General features: G+C 71.8%; 16 protein-coding genes and 1 pseudogene. 5 read left to right on the forward strand and 12 right to left on the reverse strand.

Annotated elements, in window-relative coordinates; all coding sequences use genetic code 11:
- Window positions 1-2: 2 nt before the first annotated feature.
- The 3 genes from A4R43_RS00375 to A4R43_RS00385 all read right to left on the reverse strand — a co-directional run bounded on the left by A4R43_RS00375 (window position 3) and on the right by A4R43_RS00385 (window position 1656).
- Window positions 3-629 (reverse strand): TIGR03085 family metal-binding protein, encoded by a 627-nt coding sequence (locus tag A4R43_RS00375; protein ID WP_113690445.1) that lies wholly within the window; start codon window positions 627-629, stop codon window positions 3-5.
- 56 nt (window positions 630-685) lie between these two features.
- Window positions 686-1021: a hypothetical protein gene (locus A4R43_RS00380; RefSeq protein ID WP_162788245.1), complete on the reverse strand. Its 336-nt coding sequence runs from the start codon at window positions 1019-1021 to the stop codon at window positions 686-688.
- Window positions 1022-1089: 68 nt separating this feature from the next.
- Window positions 1090-1656, reverse strand: coding sequence for a helix-turn-helix domain-containing protein (locus A4R43_RS00385; protein ID WP_113690447.1), 567 nt, complete (start codon window positions 1654-1656; stop codon window positions 1090-1092).
- A gap of 62 nt (window positions 1657-1718) precedes the next feature.
- On the opposite strand from A4R43_RS00385, the gene A4R43_RS00390 reads away from it, so the two are divergent.
- Complete coding sequence (locus A4R43_RS00390) at window positions 1719-2867, forward strand: M20/M25/M40 family metallo-hydrolase (protein WP_113690448.1); 1149 nt, start codon at window positions 1719-1721, stop codon at window positions 2865-2867.
- Here A4R43_RS00390 and A4R43_RS00395 read toward each other — a convergent pair.
- From A4R43_RS00395 to A4R43_RS00425, 7 genes are all read right to left on the reverse strand, one after another.
- Window positions 2857-4179, reverse strand: coding sequence for an FtsX-like permease family protein (locus A4R43_RS00395; RefSeq protein WP_236808677.1), 1323 nt, complete (start codon window positions 4177-4179; stop codon window positions 2857-2859). The two genes, A4R43_RS00390 and A4R43_RS00395, sit on opposite strands and share 11 nt — an antisense overlap.
- A gap of 3 nt (window positions 4180-4182) precedes the next feature.
- A complete protein-coding gene (locus A4R43_RS00400; RefSeq protein WP_113690449.1) occupies window positions 4183-4944 on the reverse strand; it encodes an ABC transporter ATP-binding protein in 762 nt (253 codons plus the stop codon).
- A gap of 280 nt (window positions 4945-5224) precedes the next feature.
- The gene (locus A4R43_RS00405) at window positions 5225-6217 is read right to left on the reverse strand and encodes a 4-hydroxythreonine-4-phosphate dehydrogenase PdxA (RefSeq protein ID WP_113690450.1); all 993 of its coding nucleotides are present in this window, start codon (window positions 6215-6217) and stop codon (window positions 5225-5227) included.
- Complete coding sequence (locus A4R43_RS00410) at window positions 6214-7725, reverse strand: tripartite tricarboxylate transporter permease (RefSeq protein WP_113690451.1); 1512 nt, start codon at window positions 7723-7725, stop codon at window positions 6214-6216. Before A4R43_RS00410 ends, A4R43_RS00405 begins: the two co-directional genes overlap by 4 nt.
- Complete coding sequence (locus tag A4R43_RS00415; protein WP_113690452.1) at window positions 7722-8243, reverse strand: tripartite tricarboxylate transporter TctB family protein; 522 nt, start codon at window positions 8241-8243, stop codon at window positions 7722-7724. The genes A4R43_RS00410 and A4R43_RS00415 overlap by 4 nt, the downstream gene beginning before the upstream one ends.
- Window positions 8240-9229, reverse strand: a complete 990-nt coding sequence (locus A4R43_RS00420) for a tripartite tricarboxylate transporter substrate binding protein (protein ID WP_113690453.1) — start codon at window positions 9227-9229, stop codon at window positions 8240-8242. Before A4R43_RS00420 ends, A4R43_RS00415 begins: the two co-directional genes overlap by 4 nt.
- 91 nt (window positions 9230-9320) lie before the next feature.
- Window positions 9321-10064: a GntR family transcriptional regulator gene (locus tag A4R43_RS00425; RefSeq protein WP_113690454.1), complete on the reverse strand. Its 744-nt coding sequence runs from the start codon at window positions 10062-10064 to the stop codon at window positions 9321-9323.
- Between the two features lie 134 nt (window positions 10065-10198).
- Between A4R43_RS00425 and A4R43_RS00430 the strand changes: the two genes are divergently transcribed.
- From A4R43_RS00430 to A4R43_RS00445, 4 genes are read left to right on the forward strand one after another with little or no spacing between them, the layout of a single operon-like run.
- Entirely contained in the window at window positions 10199-11158 is a 960-nt protein-coding gene (locus tag A4R43_RS00430; RefSeq protein WP_113690455.1) for a sugar phosphate isomerase/epimerase family protein, read from the forward strand.
- Window positions 11155-12858, forward strand: coding sequence for a dihydroxyacetone kinase family protein (locus A4R43_RS00435; protein ID WP_113690456.1), 1704 nt, complete (start codon window positions 11155-11157; stop codon window positions 12856-12858). Before A4R43_RS00430 ends, A4R43_RS00435 begins: the two co-directional genes overlap by 4 nt.
- A complete protein-coding gene (locus A4R43_RS00440; RefSeq protein WP_113690457.1) occupies window positions 12858-13313 on the forward strand; it encodes a ribose-5-phosphate isomerase in 456 nt (151 codons plus the stop codon). The genes A4R43_RS00435 and A4R43_RS00440 overlap by 1 nt, the downstream gene beginning before the upstream one ends.
- A gap of 32 nt (window positions 13314-13345) precedes the next feature.
- Window positions 13346-14077: a triose-phosphate isomerase gene (locus A4R43_RS00445; protein WP_236808679.1), complete on the forward strand. Its 732-nt coding sequence runs from the start codon at window positions 13346-13348 to the stop codon at window positions 14075-14077.
- Window positions 14078-14096: 19 nt separating this feature from the next.
- Here the strand turns inward: A4R43_RS00445 and A4R43_RS43100 are convergent.
- Together A4R43_RS43100 and A4R43_RS00455 are read right to left on the reverse strand one after the other, a co-directional pair.
- Window positions 14097-14363, reverse strand: a pseudogene (locus A4R43_RS43100) (hypothetical protein); the annotation flags it as partial.
- Window positions 14364-14520: 157 nt separating this feature from the next.
- A complete protein-coding gene (locus tag A4R43_RS00455; protein WP_113690460.1) occupies window positions 14521-14928 on the reverse strand; it encodes a RidA family protein in 408 nt (135 codons plus the stop codon).
- Window positions 14929-14976: the final 48 nt, after the last annotated feature.

Consider the following 14976-nt stretch of genomic DNA (forward strand, 5'->3'; position numbering starts at 1 on the left):
GGTCAGAGGCCGCGGCTCAGCGCCTTCAGCCGGTCGATGGCTTCGGGAGTGCCCTCGAAGTCCAGGCGCACGGCGTCGCGGCCGAAGGCGAACAGCAGGATCTCCACCGGGGCGCCGGTGAGCGTGACGGCGTCGGGGCCGGTTTTGGCGGACAGCTCACCGTGACCGGGGGAGCGCAGCACCACACCGACGGGGGAATTCCGCAGGGTCAGCTTGGCGATCGCCTTGACCGAGCGCCAGGCCGCCGCGTCACGAGCCGAATCGGCGGGACGCGGTTCCCAGCCCTCCTGCCCGCGGCGCGCGTCCTCGTGGTGGACGAGGAATTCGGCGCTGTTGACCAGCTCGTCCAGCGGCGGCAGGCGGGTGGGCCAGAACCAGGCTGGCCCGGAGCGCACGCGCTCGACCAGCTGGTCCCACGGTTGCGCGGCGTAACGGTGCTGCACCGAGTCGGTGTGGGAGGCCAGCATCGGCACCAGGATCCCGGCGGCCGCGTCGGGCCGGTGCTCGCGGACGACCAGGTGCGCGGCCAGGTCGCGGGTGCGCCAGCCCTCGCACAGGGTGGGCGCGTCGGGCCCCAGCTGCTCGAACAACTCACACAACGCGCGACGTTCGTCCGTGGCAACACCCATGACCACGACCCTACCCGCCACCCGTCCGGGCCCGCCGGAGTCCACAGTGGACTGCGTCACCCCGCCTGGTCGTGCCAGGTGCTGGGCTGGTGTGCGGCGAGCTGGCCGGCGGTGTGCTCGGCGTGTGCCGCGCAGAGCAGCCGGTCGCCGCCCTCGGTGCCGGTCATGAACACCGTCGCCGGTTCCGCGCAGGCGCCCGGCCGGTGGCCGCCCAGCCAGAACCGCCCGCAGTCGGCGACCGTGCACCAGGTCCAGTCCGCGGTGGTGTCCAGTGCGAACCCGTGCTCCGGGCAGACCACGCCCGGCCAGCCGCAAATCGGGTTCCGCCGTTGTGCGGCCAGCCGGACAACGGCGGGGTGAGCATCCCCGGAGCCGCGGAAGAACCTGGCCATTCCGACCCCTTCCCCATGGTCAACACCAGTTGAGGCTGCGGGCACCATGCGGGAGAACGGCGTTCCGGTCAACCCGGCGGATAGCTCATCACCAGCAGCGCGCGGCCGCCGTCCGGCCCGCCCGCGTAGACGTGCGGGGCGGCGCCGTCGAAGTGCGCGGTGTCGCCGGGCGCCAGGTCGAGCAGGTGGCCGGCCGGTCCGCACCGCACCTCGCCGCCGGTGCAGTGCACGAGTTCGCGGGTGCCCGGCTGGTGCGGTTCGCTTGCGAACCGCGTGCCGGGCGGCAGGACCAGCTCGAAGACCTCGGTGCGGTGGTGGCTGTGGTCGGTCTGGAGCAGCCGCCCGCGCATGCCACCGGTGGACTCCACGATGGTGCCCTCGCCGTCGCGCTGCAGCCGGGCGGGTGTGGTGCCGGACGGCTCGATCAGCTGGCCGACGCTCAGCCCGAGCGCGTGTCCCAGGTGCCACAGGGTTTCCAGCGACGGATTGCCCTCGCCCGCCTCGATCCGGGCGAGGCTGGTCTTGGACAGGCCGGTGAGCCTGCTCAGCTCGCCGAGCGACAGGTTGCTCGCCTGGCGGTGGCGGCGGACCGTCTCGGCGAGGTGGCGCGCGGCCGTCGTTGACTGCTTGTCCATTGTTCCCTAGATTGGACGGATCGTTACTTCTGTGTGCCGCAGTCTAGCGCGAGGGGCAGCCGATGGGGGAGATCCAGGCCTGGCTCGCGGCGCGGGCCGACGAGATGGTGGAGTTGCTGGCCGAACTGGTCGCCGTCGAGACGGAGAACCCGCCTGGGCGTGAACTCGGTACGTGCGCGCGTGTCCTGCGTGACGCGATGGCGCGGCTGGAGCTGGCTCCCGAACTCATCGAACTGCCACCGACCGGTGCGCTGGAGGAACCGGCCGTGGTACGCGGAATCGCGGGCTCCGGCGAGAAGCTGCTGTATTTCCACGGGCATTTCGACGTGGTCCCGGTGCAGGACCGCGGTCAGTTCACCCTCGACCGGCGTGACGGCAAGCTGTTCGGCCGGGGCACCGCCGACATGAAGGGCGGCCTGGTCAGCATGCTGTACGGGGCCGCGGCCGCGCGGGACCTCGGCCTGCTCGGCGACGGCCGGATCGTGCTGCACCTGGTGTGCGACGAGGAAACCGGCAGTGTCGCCGGTGCCGGGCACCTGCGGGCCGCGGGGCTGATCGACCCGGACGCGGTCGCCATGCTGACCGCGGAACCGAGCGGCGGCCGGATCTGGCACGCGGCCCGCGGTGCGCTGTCGCTGCGGGTCGACGTCCGCGGCCGGGAGGCACACGTCGGGCAGGCGGACACCGGGGTGAACGCGTTCGCGCACCTGCTGCACGTGGCGCGCCCGGTCGAGGCGTATGCCGCGGAAGCGGTGGCGCGCGGGGACATGGTCGTGGTCGGCGGGCTGGCCGGGGGCGGGTCGAACTTCAACGTGGTGCCGGGTTCGGCGTTCTTCACCGTGGACACCCGGTACCGGCCGGAGGCGGACCTCGATGCCGAACTGAAGCGGCTGACCGGCCTCATCGACGCCGCCGCCGCGGAGATCGGCGCGGACGTGTCGGTGGAGGTGACCCAGTTACAGCCACCCGCGGCCACGTCTTCGTCCCACCCGGCGGCGGTCGAACTGGCGCGGTGCACCGGCGGTGCGTTCGAGACCTGCCCCGGCATTCTGGACATCCGGTGGTACGCGCAGCTCGGCATCCCCGCTTTTGCTTACGGGGCAGGACTTCTCGACGTTTCCCACGGGCCGGGCGAGTACGTCGAAGAGGCGGCGCTGCACCGGTGCGCCGCCGTCTACGCGCGCTACGCGTCGGTGATGCTCAGCCGGTGACCGCCCGGATGGCGGGGGTCCGGATGGCGCGGCGGGCCGCGCCGAGACTGGTCCCGAGGGTGAGCAGCGCCGCGATGGCCACCACGATCCCGTAGATCAGCGGGCTTTCGCCCGGCACCACCGAGCCCGTGCGCAGGATGCTGTACGGCACGATGGCGGCCACCGCGGCCAGCGAACCGGCCAGGATGCCGGTCACCGCCAGCAGCGCGCCTTCCACGCTCACCATGCCGAGCACCTGCGGTGGGGTCGAACCGGCCAGCCGCTGCACGCCGAACTCGGCCCGGCGGTGGATGATCGCCGCGGTCAGGGTGTTGACCAGCAGCACCGCGGCGAACAACGAGATCATGCCGACCACCACGAAGTTCAGCGTCTCCACGCTCTGGTGCTCGGGCGCGCGGACGACGCCCGCCGAGTTCTCGATCGCTTGCAGGTACAGGGTTCCGGTGGCGATGCCGGTGAACAGGATGACCGCGACCAGCCCGTCGGCGAACTGCGTGGTGCGCTGCCGGATGGTGTGCACGGTCAGGTACCCGCCGACGCCGGTCAGCGCGCGCACCGGACCGCCCGCCACCGCCACCACCGCGCGGGCCAGCGCGGGGGAGAGCACGGCGAGGCCGATGGACGACAGGATCACCGCCTGCCCGGCGACCGCCATCACCTCCAGGCCACCGCCGGCGAACACGGTCGCGGTCAGCACCCCGCAGCTGAGCCCGGCCAGCAGAACCAGCGTCCCGGCGGCGATCCGCTTACGGCTGAGCCGCTGCCCGGTGGTCGTTGTGCGGCGGGCGTTCGGCGCGCGGCGCGCCGCCACCACGGCCCCCAGCACCGCCGCGACCAACGTGACACCCAGGCCCACGGTCAGTGCGAACACGCCGAACCGGTGCCCCACCCCGGGCGCGACCTGACCGGTGTCGATCAGCAGGCGCAGCAGCAGTTCGCCGCCGAACGCCGCCGGGATGACCGCCGCCAGCCCGGCCACCACCGCGACCACGGCCGCCTCGCCGGTGACCAGCAGCACCGTCTGCGCGGGGGTGGCGCCGACGCTGCGCAGGAGCGCCATTTCCCGGTGACGCTGGCGCACCAGCAGGGTCAGCGTGGAGCCGGTGGCGAAGGCGACGATGATCAGCCCCCAGCCGCCGACGACCCCGGCCACCAGGTCCAGCGTGGTGGCCGAGGCCGGGTCGGCGCCGGGCGCGGTGTCCAGCAGCGACGCGAAGGTCATCAGGATGAGCGCGCCGAGGAAGAGCGCGACGAAGCTGGCGGCGAAACCGCCGGCGCGGAACCGGATCGAGCGCAGCGCGAGTCGGAACACGGCTCACTCACCCACCGCGCGCGGGCGCCGCCGGTCGCCCAGCAGCGTCATCAACTCGGCCACGGCCTGGGCGGACGGGCGATGCAGCCGGTCGACGATCCGCCCGTCGGCGAGGAAAACCACCGAATCCGCATACGCGGCGGCGACCGGGTCGTGCGTGACCATGACCACGGTCTGCCCCATGGTGTGCACGGATTCGGCCAGCAGCCCGAGAATTTCGCGGGCGGTCGCGGTGTCCAGCGCCCCGGTCGGCTCGTCGGCGAAGATCAGGCTGGGCCGGGTCACCAGCGCCCGCGCGATGGCGACGCGCTGCTGCTGGCCGCCGGACAGTTCGTCCGGGCGATGGCGAAGGCGGTCGCCGAGGCCGGTGCGCTCCAGCACCTCGTGCACGAAGGCACGGTCGATTTCCCGCCCGGCCAGGCGCAGGGGGAGCGTGGTGTTCTGCCAGACGGTCAGCGTGGGGAGAAGGTTGAACTGCTGGAACACAAAGCCGACGCGGGTGCGGCGGAACTTCGTCATCGCGGTCTCGCTGCCGTGGGTCAGCGGGGTGCCGTCGAGCAGGACCTGGCCGCTGGTCGGCTCGTCGAGGCCTGCCGCGCAGTGCAGCAGGGTGCTCTTGCCCGAGCCGGAGGGGCCCATCACCGCGGTGAACGTCCCGGCGGCGAGGCTGAGTTCGACGGCTCGGAGGGCGTGCACCGGATTTGGTGGTGTGCCGTAGGTTCTGCTCACTCCGGCCAGCCGGAGCGCGGGTCTGTCGGCGGTCATCCTGGGCCCCTCTCGCAGTCGACCCCGGCAACGCTACGAAGGGCGGGAGGGCGCGGCCATGGGGCGCGCCCCCGATGCGCCAGTGAGGCCACCCCCACCACGGCACGGACGTGCTCGGCCCCCGCCGCTGAACACGAATGTGGCTTTCGGGGCACATTTCGCCCCGAAAGCCACATTCGTGTCCATGCCCATGTCACGAAAGCCACATTCGAGACGCCCAACGTCTCGAAAGCCACATTCGTGACACCTGGAGGGCCGCCGACCCGGCGCGGCGAGGGTGTCAGGCTTGCGCGGCCCGCCGGCGGGTGCCGATGCGCGTCGCCAGGTTGAAGGCGTTGCGGATCGAGCCGGTGTTCGCGGAGCGTTTGCCGACCAGGTCGAAGGCCGTGCCGTGGGCCGGGGTGCAGATGGGGACGCGCAGCCCGCCCGCCATGGTCACGCCGCCGTCGAAACCGATCAGCTTCATCGCGATCTGGCCCTGGTCGTGGTACATGGTCAGGATCCCGTCGAACTCCTCGCGCCGCAGGAAGATGGTGTCCGACGGGAACGGCCCGGCCGCGTCGATGCCGCCGGCCCGCAGTTCCTCGACGGCCGGGCTGATCACCTCGATCTCGTGACGGCCGAACCGCCCGTTTTCCCCGGCGTGCGGGTTCAGCGCGCACACGCCCAGCCGGGGTGCCTCGATGCCGGACTCCCGCAGCACGGTGTCCAGCAGCTTCGCCGCGCCGAGCACGTTTTCCCGCGTGATCCCGGCCGCGACCTCGGCCACCGAAACGTGCGAGGTGACCCGCGCCGTCCACAGCGACGGCAGCACGTTCAGCTCGCACGTGTACGCCTCCGCGCCGAGAATCGTTTCGAACCAGCGCAGTTCGTCCAGCTCCCGCATCCCCGCGAGGTGCAGGGACGACTTGTTCAACGGCGCGAACAGGATCGCGTCGACCTCCCCGGCACCGGCCAGGTCGAGCGCGACCCGCAGATTGCTCATCGCCCACGTGCCACCGGCTTCGGTGGCCTTGCGGCGTTCGAAGGTGCCCGGCCGCGCGGCGCCGTTGTCGTGCAGCCGCGGCACGCCGGGCTTCGCTTCGAGGCTGTACTCGATCGGCGTTCCGGCGTCGGTTCCGGCGTCGGCGAGTTCGCGCTCGTCGGAGATGAGCACGATTTCCGCGGACTCGGTGGTACGCGGGTCGGCCAGCAGCTTCGCGACCAGTTCGGGGCCGATGCCGGCGGGGTCGCCGAGGGTGATCGCGACCCGGGGGAGGACGGAGGTGGTCATTGTTTCCTTCCGGTGGTGACGGGAACGGGCTTGCGGTTGCGGACGAGCCGCGCGACGGGCGGACCGGCGACGAGCGCGACGGCGGCGAGCAGGATGACCACGGCGGCCGGGCTGGCGAACACGGTGGCCGCGACACCGTCGTCCCCGGCCAGCGCGGAGGTCTGCACCAGCGCCTTTTCGAACAGCGGCCCGATCACCAGGCCCAGCACCAGCGGCGCGACCGGCAGGTTCAGCCGTTTCATCGCGTAGCCGACCAGCCCGAAGACCAGCACCACCCACACGCTGAACATGCTGTTCTTCACCGAGTACGCGCCGAGCAGGCTGGTGGCGATGATCAGCGGGTAGAGATAGGCGTACGGCACCCGCAGCAGCTGCGCGAACACCGGGGCCATCGGCAGGTTGAGCACCAGCAGGATCAGGTTGCCGATGAAGAACGACACCAGCAGGCCCCAGACCAGCTCCGGCTGGTTCTCGAACAGCAGCGGGCCGGGCTGGATGCCGTAGACCAGCAGCGCGCCGAGCAGCACCGCGGTGGTCGCCCCGCCGGGCACACCGAGCACCAGCGTGGGCACGAAGTTCGCGTTGGACGCGGCGTTCGTCGCCGCGTCGGGCGCGACCACGCCCTCGATGGCGCCCTTGCCGAGTTGCTTGCGGTGCCGGGAAAACCGCTTCTCCGCGCCGTAGGCCATGAACGAGGCGAGCGTGGTGCCCGCACCGGGCAGGCAGCCGAGCAGGAAGCCGACCACCGTGCCGCGCGCGGTCGGCGCGGCGGCGCGTTTCAGATCCGCCTTGGTCAGCAGCAGCTCCTTGAACCGGGCGCGGATCGGCGCCGCCATGCCGTGGTGCAGCTGGTTGAGCAGCTCACCGAGGGCGAACAGGCCGATCATCACCTCGACGAACGGCACACCGCCGAACAGGTCCACCTCGCCGAAGGTGTACCGCGCGACCCCGCTGCCCACGTCCACCCCGATGCAGGCGATCAGGATGCCCAGCAGTCCCATCGACGCGCCCAGCAGCAGGTTCTTCCCCGAGAACACCACGATGGTGCCGAGCCCGAGGATCATCACCGCCAGCATTTCCGGCGGCCCGAAGTCGAGCGCGAGCTGCGCGAAGAACGGCGCCACCGCGACCAGCGCCAGCAGGGAGACCATGGCGGCGGCGAAGGCACCGAGCGCGGAGATCGCCAGCGCCGGCCCGGCGCGTCCCTTGCGGGCCATCTGGTAACCGTCGAGCGTGCTGATCACCGAGGACGCCTCACCGGGCGTGGCGATCAGGATCGCGGTGATCGTCGCGCCGAACTGCGCGCCGTGGTAGATCCCGGCGAGCATGATCAGCGCGGTCAGCGGCGAGAAGGTCAGCGTGACCGGGATCAGGATGGCCACGCCGGTCGCCGAGCCGAGGCCGGGCAAGATGCCGATCACCGTGCCCAGCAGCACGCCGACGAAGCACCACAGCACGTTTTCCGGGGTGAGGGCCGAATCGAAGCCCAGCATCAGGTTGTCGATCACAGCGCGCTCCACAGTGCCGGGTCGAACAGGCCGAGCGGCAGCGGCACGCGCAGCAGGGCCACGAAGATGAGGTAACCGGCGGCACCGACACCCGCGGCGACCGCGGCCGAGCGCCAGAACGGCTGCCGTTCCACCACCGCGCTGAGGAACAGCGTCAGCAGCGCCAGCGTCGGCAGCAGGCCGGTCAGCGGGATCAGCAGCGCGGCGGCCACCATCGCGGCGAACACCGTGACCAGCTTGCGGCGGGTGCGGGCCGGGTCCGGTGGCTCGGTGTCCGGATCGGACGGTGTTCCGGCCACCTCGTCGTCCATCGCCGCGCCCGAGCGCAGTTCCTGCGCGATCAGCGCGAGGCCGACGAGCACGAGCAGCAGGCCAGCGGTCCGCGGCAGGGCGGCGGCGCCGATCGAGCCGTCCTCGGCGGTCCAGTCGTAGGCGAACGATCCGAGGAAGAAGACCAGGCCGACCAGGGTGAGCACCGCGCGGCTGGCCAGCACCGGGCGGCGTGCCTGCGCGCTCATCCGAAGATCTCCTGCATGCGCTGGTCGTACCGGTCGAGGAAGGCGCCGAACTCCGCGCCGCTGAGGTTCGCCGGGATCAGCAGGTCCTTGGCGAGGTAGTCGCGGTAGGTCTGGGAGTTCATCGCCTCGTGGATGCGCGCGATCCAGTAGTCGCGCTGCACGTCGGCGATGCCGCCGGCGCCGAGCACGCCGCGCCAGATGGTCACGGTGGCGTCGAGCCCCTGTTCCTTGGCGGTGGGCACGGTGCCGAGCAGCGGGTCGTCGTAACGCTTTTCGGTCATCGTGCACAACCCGATGAAGTCGCCGCTTTCCAGGTACGGCTTCGCCGACGCCGCGCTCGCCGGCGCGGCGGCGATCTGCCCGCCGAGCAACGCGGTGAGCACCTCTCCGGTCGAGCCGTAGGGCACCACGTCGATCGACGCGCCTTCTTCGGTCAGTTCGTGCACCACCAGCGAATCGGCGCCGGTGCGGCCGCTGGACCCGGCGACCACGCGCTGGTTCTTGCTGGCCTCGACCAGTTCCGCGCAGGTCCGATAAGGACTGTCCTTGGGCGCCACCACGATGCGCGAGTCCTCGGCGAACATCACCAGCGGCGTGAAGCTGCGGTAGGTGAACGGCACGTCGTAGACCTTGGGCAGGGTGTTGATCGCGGTTTCGGCGACCAGCAGCGTGTTGCCGTTGCCCTCCTCGGACAGGAAGGTCGACCAGCCGACCGCGCCGGAGCCGCCTTCCTTGTTCTCCACGTTCACGTCGAACCCGGCTTCGAGCTCGTTCAGCGCCTGCGCGATCACCCTGGCCGAGCGGTCGCTGCCGCCGCCGGGCGCGAAGGCCACCATGGCGGGGACCGAGCCGCGCGGGGTCCAGTCCGGTTCGACCGGTGGGCGGGCGCCGTAGAGCGAACAGCCGGAGAGCACGAGCGCGGTGGTGGCCACGGCGAGCAGCCGCAGGGCTCGCGGCCGCCGTTGATGGTTGAGTGGCGACAACATTGTCCGCCTTCCTCAGCGTGAGATCAGAGATCCTATTTGATTTTCGAGACGGTAAGTCACCGTCCGCTCGAAGGCAAGGGGTCGGTGGGGACTACTCGCCCGGGTGTTCGGCCCCCGCCGAGCGCTCGGCGACGCCGGCCAGGTGCGCGCGCATGGCTTCCACCGGCGCCCGCTCGTCACCGGACTCGAAGGCGGCCAGGATCGTGGCGTGCTCGGCGACCGCCTGGTCGACGTCGAATTCGCCGTGGTCCATCGACTGCCGCAGCCGGTGCACGTGGGCGCTGAGCGACTCGGCCATCTGCAGCAGGTAGCGGTTGTCCGCGGCCCGCATGATCGCCAGGTGGAAGTTCCAGTCCGCGGTGAAGTACTCGCGCAGGTCGGCGTACCCGGGCGGGGGCGCGTCACCGCGGCGGAGCTGGGTGACGCGGTGCGCGCTGAGCAGGTGGTGGGCATGCGCCACCCGCAGCTCCGGCAGCAGTTCCGCGCGCCTGGCCATGGCTTTTTCCACCGCGGCCAGCTCGACCACGGTGCGCGCGTCGACCAGCTCGCGCATCTGCTCGTCCGACAGCGGGTCGGCCACGCGGTAGCCCTTGAGCGCCTCGCGGGAGATCAGCCCGGTGTGCTCCATCTGCGCCAGCGCCTCGCGGACCGGGGTGGGGGAGACGCCGAGCTGCCTGGCCAGCGAATCGATGTTCAGCGAACTGCCCGGCGGGCTCGACCCGTCGAGCACCTGCTCCAGCAGGACCTCGTAGACGCTGTCGCGCAGGGCGCGCCGCGCCACCACGCCTTTGCCCGGCCGGCTGCTCTCGCTCGTGGTGGCTGAATCTGCGCTCATGACCGGTCCAGGCTAACCCAGCGCGGCGGCCGGGGTACGCACCGGCAACAGATCAGGGTTGTGGAAATTTCCTATAGGATCTACGTTACGAACGTTCCTTCCCCGTGGAGTTTGTGGAGTTCGGGAGACCGCCGATGTCCTTCAGCCCGCCGTTCACCGCCGCGCACTGGCCGATCGGTGCCGCCCTGCTGCAGTTCCCCGGAGTCCGGCCCGACGGCTCGGCGGTGCAGGACGCGCCCGCCGCCGAATGGGCCCGCGTGTTCGCGGAGGTGGCCGCCGCCGGGTTCGACCACGTGGACCTCACCGACAGCTGGCTGCGTCCCGGTGATCTCGAACCCGCCCGCCGCGACGAACTCGCACGCGCCCTCAAGGAGAGCGGGCTCGGGGTCACCGCGATCTCGGTGGTGCGCCGGAGCGTGATCGATCCCGATCCCGAGGTGGCCGCGGCGAACGTCGCCTACCTGGAACGCACCATCGACGCCGCCGCCGAACTCGGCATCACCGTGGTCTGCGTGGGGCTGCACCGCCCGCTCACCCCGGCCCAGCGGGACGCGCTGTGGTTCTGGACCGAACCCGGCGCGCAGGACCCGATGGGGGACGAGCGGACCTGGCAGCTGTGCGCCGACCGGCTGCGGGCGCTCGGGCGCCGCGCCGCCGGGCACGGCGTGGCCCTGTCGCTGGAGATGTACGAGGACACCTATCTCGGCACGGCGGAGAGTTCGGTCGCCCTGCTCGACACGATCGGCCTGGACAACGTGGGCCTGAACCCGGACATCGGCAACATCGTGCGCCTGCACCGCCCGATCGAGGACTGGGAGCGGGCGCTCGCGGTGATGCTGCCGCGTGCCAACTACTGGCACGTGAAGAACTACCACCGCGACTTCGACCCGGCGACCGGCGCGTACTTCTCCGTGCCCGCGCCGATGGAGCAGGGCGTGATCAGCTACCGCCGCGCGCTCGACCTCGCGCTGGACGCCGGTTTCTGCGGGCACATCTGCGTCGAGCACTACGGCGGCGACGGGCTCAGCGTGTCCGCGCGCAACCGCGACTACCTGCGCGAGCTGCTGGCGGTCAAGCTGGAGGCGCGGCGATGACGTTGCTGCACAACGATCCCGCGGCCTTCGCGGTGGAAGCGCTCGAAGGGTTCGCCGCGGCGAACGCGCGGCACGTGCTGCCGGTGACCGGCGGCGTGGTCCGCGGCACGGTGAGCCCGGCCGGTCAGGTGGCGCTGGTGCTCGGCGGCGGTTCCGGCCACTACCCGGCCTTCGCGGGCTGGGTCGGTCCCGGGTTCGCGCACGGCGCGGCCTGCGGTCACGTGTTCGCTTCCCCGTCGGCGTCCCAGGTGTGCTCGGTGGCCAGGGCGGCGCACGCGGGCGGTGGGGTGCTGCTCGGGTTCGGGAACTACGCCGGCGACGTGCTCCACTTCGGACAGGCGGCCGAACGACTGCGCGTGGAAGGCATCGACGTGCGCGTGCTGCCGGTGACCGACGACATCGCGTCGGCACCGGTGTCTTCACCGGAGCTGCGCCGGGGCATCGCCGGTGACCTGCTGGTGTTCAAGATCGCCGGGGCGGCGGCTGAGCGCGGGGACGATCTCGACGGCGTGGAACGGGTGGCGCTGGCGGCGCGTGCCGCCACGCGTTCGCTCGGGGTGGCGTTCTCCGGCTGCACGCTGCCGGGCGCGGAGGCGCCGTTGTTCACCGTGGAGCCCGGTCATCTCGCCGTCGGGCTCGGCATCCACGGCGAACCCGGGCTGTCGGAACGGAAACTGCACAGCGCCGACGAGGTGGCGGACATCCTGGCCGACGGGGTGCTCGCCGAACGCCCGGCCGGGGCGGATCGCGCCGCGGTGCTGCTGAACGGCCTGGGCACCACCAAGTACGAGGAACTCTTCGTGGTCTACCGCCGGGTCGCGGCCCGGTTGCGCGCGGCGGGGCTCGAAGTGGTGGACCCGGTGGTCGGGGAGCAGGTCACCAGCCTGGACATGGCCGGGGTGTCGCTGTCGATCACCTTTCTCGACGCGGAACTGGCCGAGCTGTGGCAGGCCCCGGCGGACACCCCCGCGTACCGCAAGGGAAACCTCCCCGCCGGTCCACTTCGGACGAACGATCTTTCGGTGCCGAACCAGCCCGAGGTGGTGCCCGGCAGCGAAGCGTCCCAGCGAGCCGCCGCCGTGGCCCGCGACGCGCTGCACCGGGCGGCGGCCGTGCTGGCGGAGTGGGAGAAGTGGCTGGGGGAGCTGGATGCGGTGGCCGGGGACGGTGACCACGGCATCGGCATGAGCCGGGGCTCGGCGGCCGCCGCCAGTGCCGCCGACACCGCGCTCGCCGCCGGCGCGGGTGTGCGGACCCTGCTCGCGCGTGCCGGGGAGGCCTGGTCCGACCATGCGGGCGGGACCTCCGGCGCGTTGTGGGGCGCCGCGCTCACCGTGCTCGGTGGCCGGTTCGGCGACCACGACCCGGTGACTCCGGAGGCCGTCGCCGAGGCGGTCCGAGCAGCCGTCGACGCCGTGATCCGCCTTGGTGGCGCGCAACCCGGCGACAAGACGCTCGTGGACGCCGCGACTCCGTTCGCCGAAGAACTCGCCGCGAACGTCCAAAAAGGAGCATCGCTGGATCGCGCGCTGGCCGAAGCGGCGGCGCGTGCCACCACCGCGGCGACCGGGACCGCCCGGATCGCGGCCCGGCGCGGCCGCTCCCGCACCCACGGGGACCGCAGCATCGGCACCCCGGATCCCGGCGCGACCTCCTTCGCGCTGGTCATGACCGCACTGAGCACGCACGGAGGAGACTGATGGGCCTGCGCATCGTCGTCGGCGCGGACAGCGCCGGGTACGACTACAAGGAAGCGTTGAAGAAGGACCTGGAGAACGATCCGTCGGTCGACGAGGTGCTCGACGCGGGCATCCAGGCCGGGGCCGACGTCGACTACCCGCACGTCGCCGTCGAAGCCGCGCAGCTCGTCGCGGACGGCAGGGCCGATCGCGCGCTGCTGGTCTGCGGCACCGGGCTCGGGGTGGCGATTTCCGCGAACAAGGTGCCCGGCGTGCGCGCGGTCACCGCGCACGACTCGTTCTCCGTCGAACGCGCCATCCTGTCCAACAACGCGCAGGTGCTCTGCTTCGGCCAGCGCGTGATCGGCCTGGAGCTGGCCAGGCGGCTCGCCCGCGAATGGCTGACCTACCGGTTCGACCCGGCTTCCGCGTCGGCCGCGAAGGTGGCCGCGATCAGCTCGTACGAACGGGGCTGAGCGTGACGCGCTGGGTCGGGACCAGTTTCAAGATGACCAAAACGCTCGCCGAGGCCCGGTCGTACGCGCAGACCGTGCGGCAGGCGCTGGGCGACGGCGGGATTCCCGGCGTGCAGCCGTTCGTCTGCCCGCCGGCGACCGCGCTCGCCGAGGTGGCGCGCGTGTTCCGCGGTTCACCGGTGCTGGTCGGCGCGCAGAACGCGCACTGGGCGGACGGCGGCGCCTGGACCGGCGAGCTGTCCGTGCCGCAGGTCGCCGACGCGGGCGCGGACCTGGTCGAGATCGGCCATTCGGAACGCCGTGAGCACTTCGCCGAAACCGACGAAGTGGTGCGGCGCAAGGTGGACGCGGCGCTGCGGCACGGGCTGATCGCGTTGCTGTGCTGCGGGGAACCGGCGAGCACCTTCGCCGCCGGGCGGTCCGTGCCGCATGTGCTGGCGCAGGTGGAAAGCGCGCTCGGTGGGGTCAATGACGTCGAAGACCTTTCCCGCGTGGTGATCGCCTACGAACCGGTGTGGGCGATCGGCGAGCACGGCCGCCCGGCCGAACCCGCCGAGGTCGCCGAGGTGCACGCCGCGCTCGCCGACCGCTGGCCCGGCGTGCGCGCGGTGCTGCACGGCGGTTCGGTCAACCGCGTCAACGCTCCCCGGCTGCTCGAACTCCCCGGCGTGGACGGGGTTTTTGTCGGGCGGGCGGCGTGGCGCGCGGAGGGTTTCCTCGAACTGCTCGACCTCGCGCGCCGGGAGACGGCAGAGCGAAGGTGAGCGCCAGCGCGACGGCCGCGACCACGGCGAAAACGGTGAACGCGGTGGCGTGGCCGCCACCCGCGACCAGCACGGCGGCCGCCTGCGCGCCGACGGCACCGCCCGCGGTCCTGGCGATCGTGTTGACCCCGGTGGCCATCCCGGTCTGACCGGCGTCCACGGCGTCCACCACCAGCGTGCCGAAGGCGGCGAACGCGAGCCCGTGCCCGGCGCCGAGGAACAGCCCGGCCACGCAGATCTGCCACAGCTCGTCGCCGCGGCCGAGGACGGGGATCGCGCGCCGCACCTGAAGGCCCTGCTGGCGGACCTGCGCACCACCACCGGCGACGAGTGTGCTCGACCCTCACGCCGCTGAACACGAATGTGGCTTTCGGGGCGAAATGTGCCCCGAAAGCCACATTCGTGTCCGGTGGCCAGTCGGATGCCGCGGGCCAGGCGCGCGGTTATTCGATGACTGCGGTGGCTTCGATTTCGACCATGAGGTCGGGCTCCGCCAGTGCGGCGACACCGATGCCGGTCAGCGGCGCCTTCGGCGTGACGCCCAGTTTCGCGGCCGCCCTGGCCAGGCCTTCGCCGAACTGCGGCATCTTGTCCGGCGTCCAGTCGACCAGGTAGACGGTCAGCTTCGCCACGTCGTCGAAGGTGGCGCCCGCTTCGGCCAGTGCGGTGCCCAGGTTGAGGTAGCACTGCTCGACCTGCGTGGCGAGATCGCCTTCGCCGACCTTGCCGCCGTCGGCGTCCCTGGCCACCTGGCCGGCGATGAACACCAGCTTCGAGCCGGAGGCGATCGACACCTGCCGGTAGAGGTCGACCTTGGGCAGGCCGTCGGGATCGACCAGGTTGATGGCCATGACTGACTCCTCGTGGTGGGCTGGAAAGCTCGGTGGCGCCATTCTATA

Origin of the sequence: Amycolatopsis albispora, assembly GCF_003312875.1 — a bacterium.
Taxonomy (GTDB): Bacteria; Actinomycetota; Actinomycetes; order Mycobacteriales; family Pseudonocardiaceae; genus Amycolatopsis; species Amycolatopsis albispora.

Excerpts from the sequence above, each read along its gene's own strand:
- A4R43_RS00400 (WP_113690449.1), bottom strand. The coding sequence starts at position 4,944 with ATGACCGCCGACAGACCCGCGCTCCGGCTGGCCGGAGTGAGCAGAACC.
- A4R43_RS00385 (WP_113690447.1), bottom strand. The coding sequence starts at position 1,656 with ATGGACAAGCAGTCAACGACGGCCGCGCGCCACCTCGCCGAGACGGTC.
- A4R43_RS00445 (WP_236808679.1), top strand. The coding sequence starts at position 13,346 with ATGACCAAAACGCTCGCCGAGGCCCGGTCGTACGCGCAGACCGTGCGG.
- A4R43_RS00415 (WP_113690452.1), bottom strand. The coding sequence starts at position 8,243 with ATGAGCGCGCAGGCACGCCGCCCGGTGCTGGCCAGCCGCGCGGTGCTC.
- A4R43_RS00390 (WP_113690448.1), top strand. The coding sequence starts at position 1,719 with ATGGGGGAGATCCAGGCCTGGCTCGCGGCGCGGGCCGACGAGATGGTG.
- A4R43_RS00440 (WP_113690457.1), top strand. The coding sequence starts at position 12,858 with ATGGGCCTGCGCATCGTCGTCGGCGCGGACAGCGCCGGGTACGACTAC.
- A4R43_RS00425 (WP_113690454.1), bottom strand. The coding sequence starts at position 10,064 with ATGAGCGCAGATTCAGCCACCACGAGCGAGAGCAGCCGGCCGGGCAAA.
- A4R43_RS00435 (WP_113690456.1), top strand. The coding sequence starts at position 11,155 with ATGACGTTGCTGCACAACGATCCCGCGGCCTTCGCGGTGGAAGCGCTC.
- A4R43_RS00405 (WP_113690450.1), bottom strand. The coding sequence starts at position 6,217 with ATGACCACCTCCGTCCTCCCCCGGGTCGCGATCACCCTCGGCGACCCC.
- A4R43_RS00420 (WP_113690453.1), bottom strand. The coding sequence starts at position 9,229 with ATGTTGTCGCCACTCAACCATCAACGGCGGCCGCGAGCCCTGCGGCTG.
- A4R43_RS00380 (WP_162788245.1), bottom strand. The coding sequence starts at position 1,021 with ATGGCCAGGTTCTTCCGCGGCTCCGGGGATGCTCACCCCGCCGTTGTC.
- A4R43_RS00455 (WP_113690460.1), bottom strand. The coding sequence starts at position 14,928 with ATGGCCATCAACCTGGTCGATCCCGACGGCCTGCCCAAGGTCGACCTC.
- A4R43_RS00375 (WP_113690445.1), bottom strand. The coding sequence starts at position 629 with ATGGGTGTTGCCACGGACGAACGTCGCGCGTTGTGTGAGTTGTTCGAG.
- A4R43_RS00430 (WP_113690455.1), top strand. The coding sequence starts at position 10,199 with ATGTCCTTCAGCCCGCCGTTCACCGCCGCGCACTGGCCGATCGGTGCC.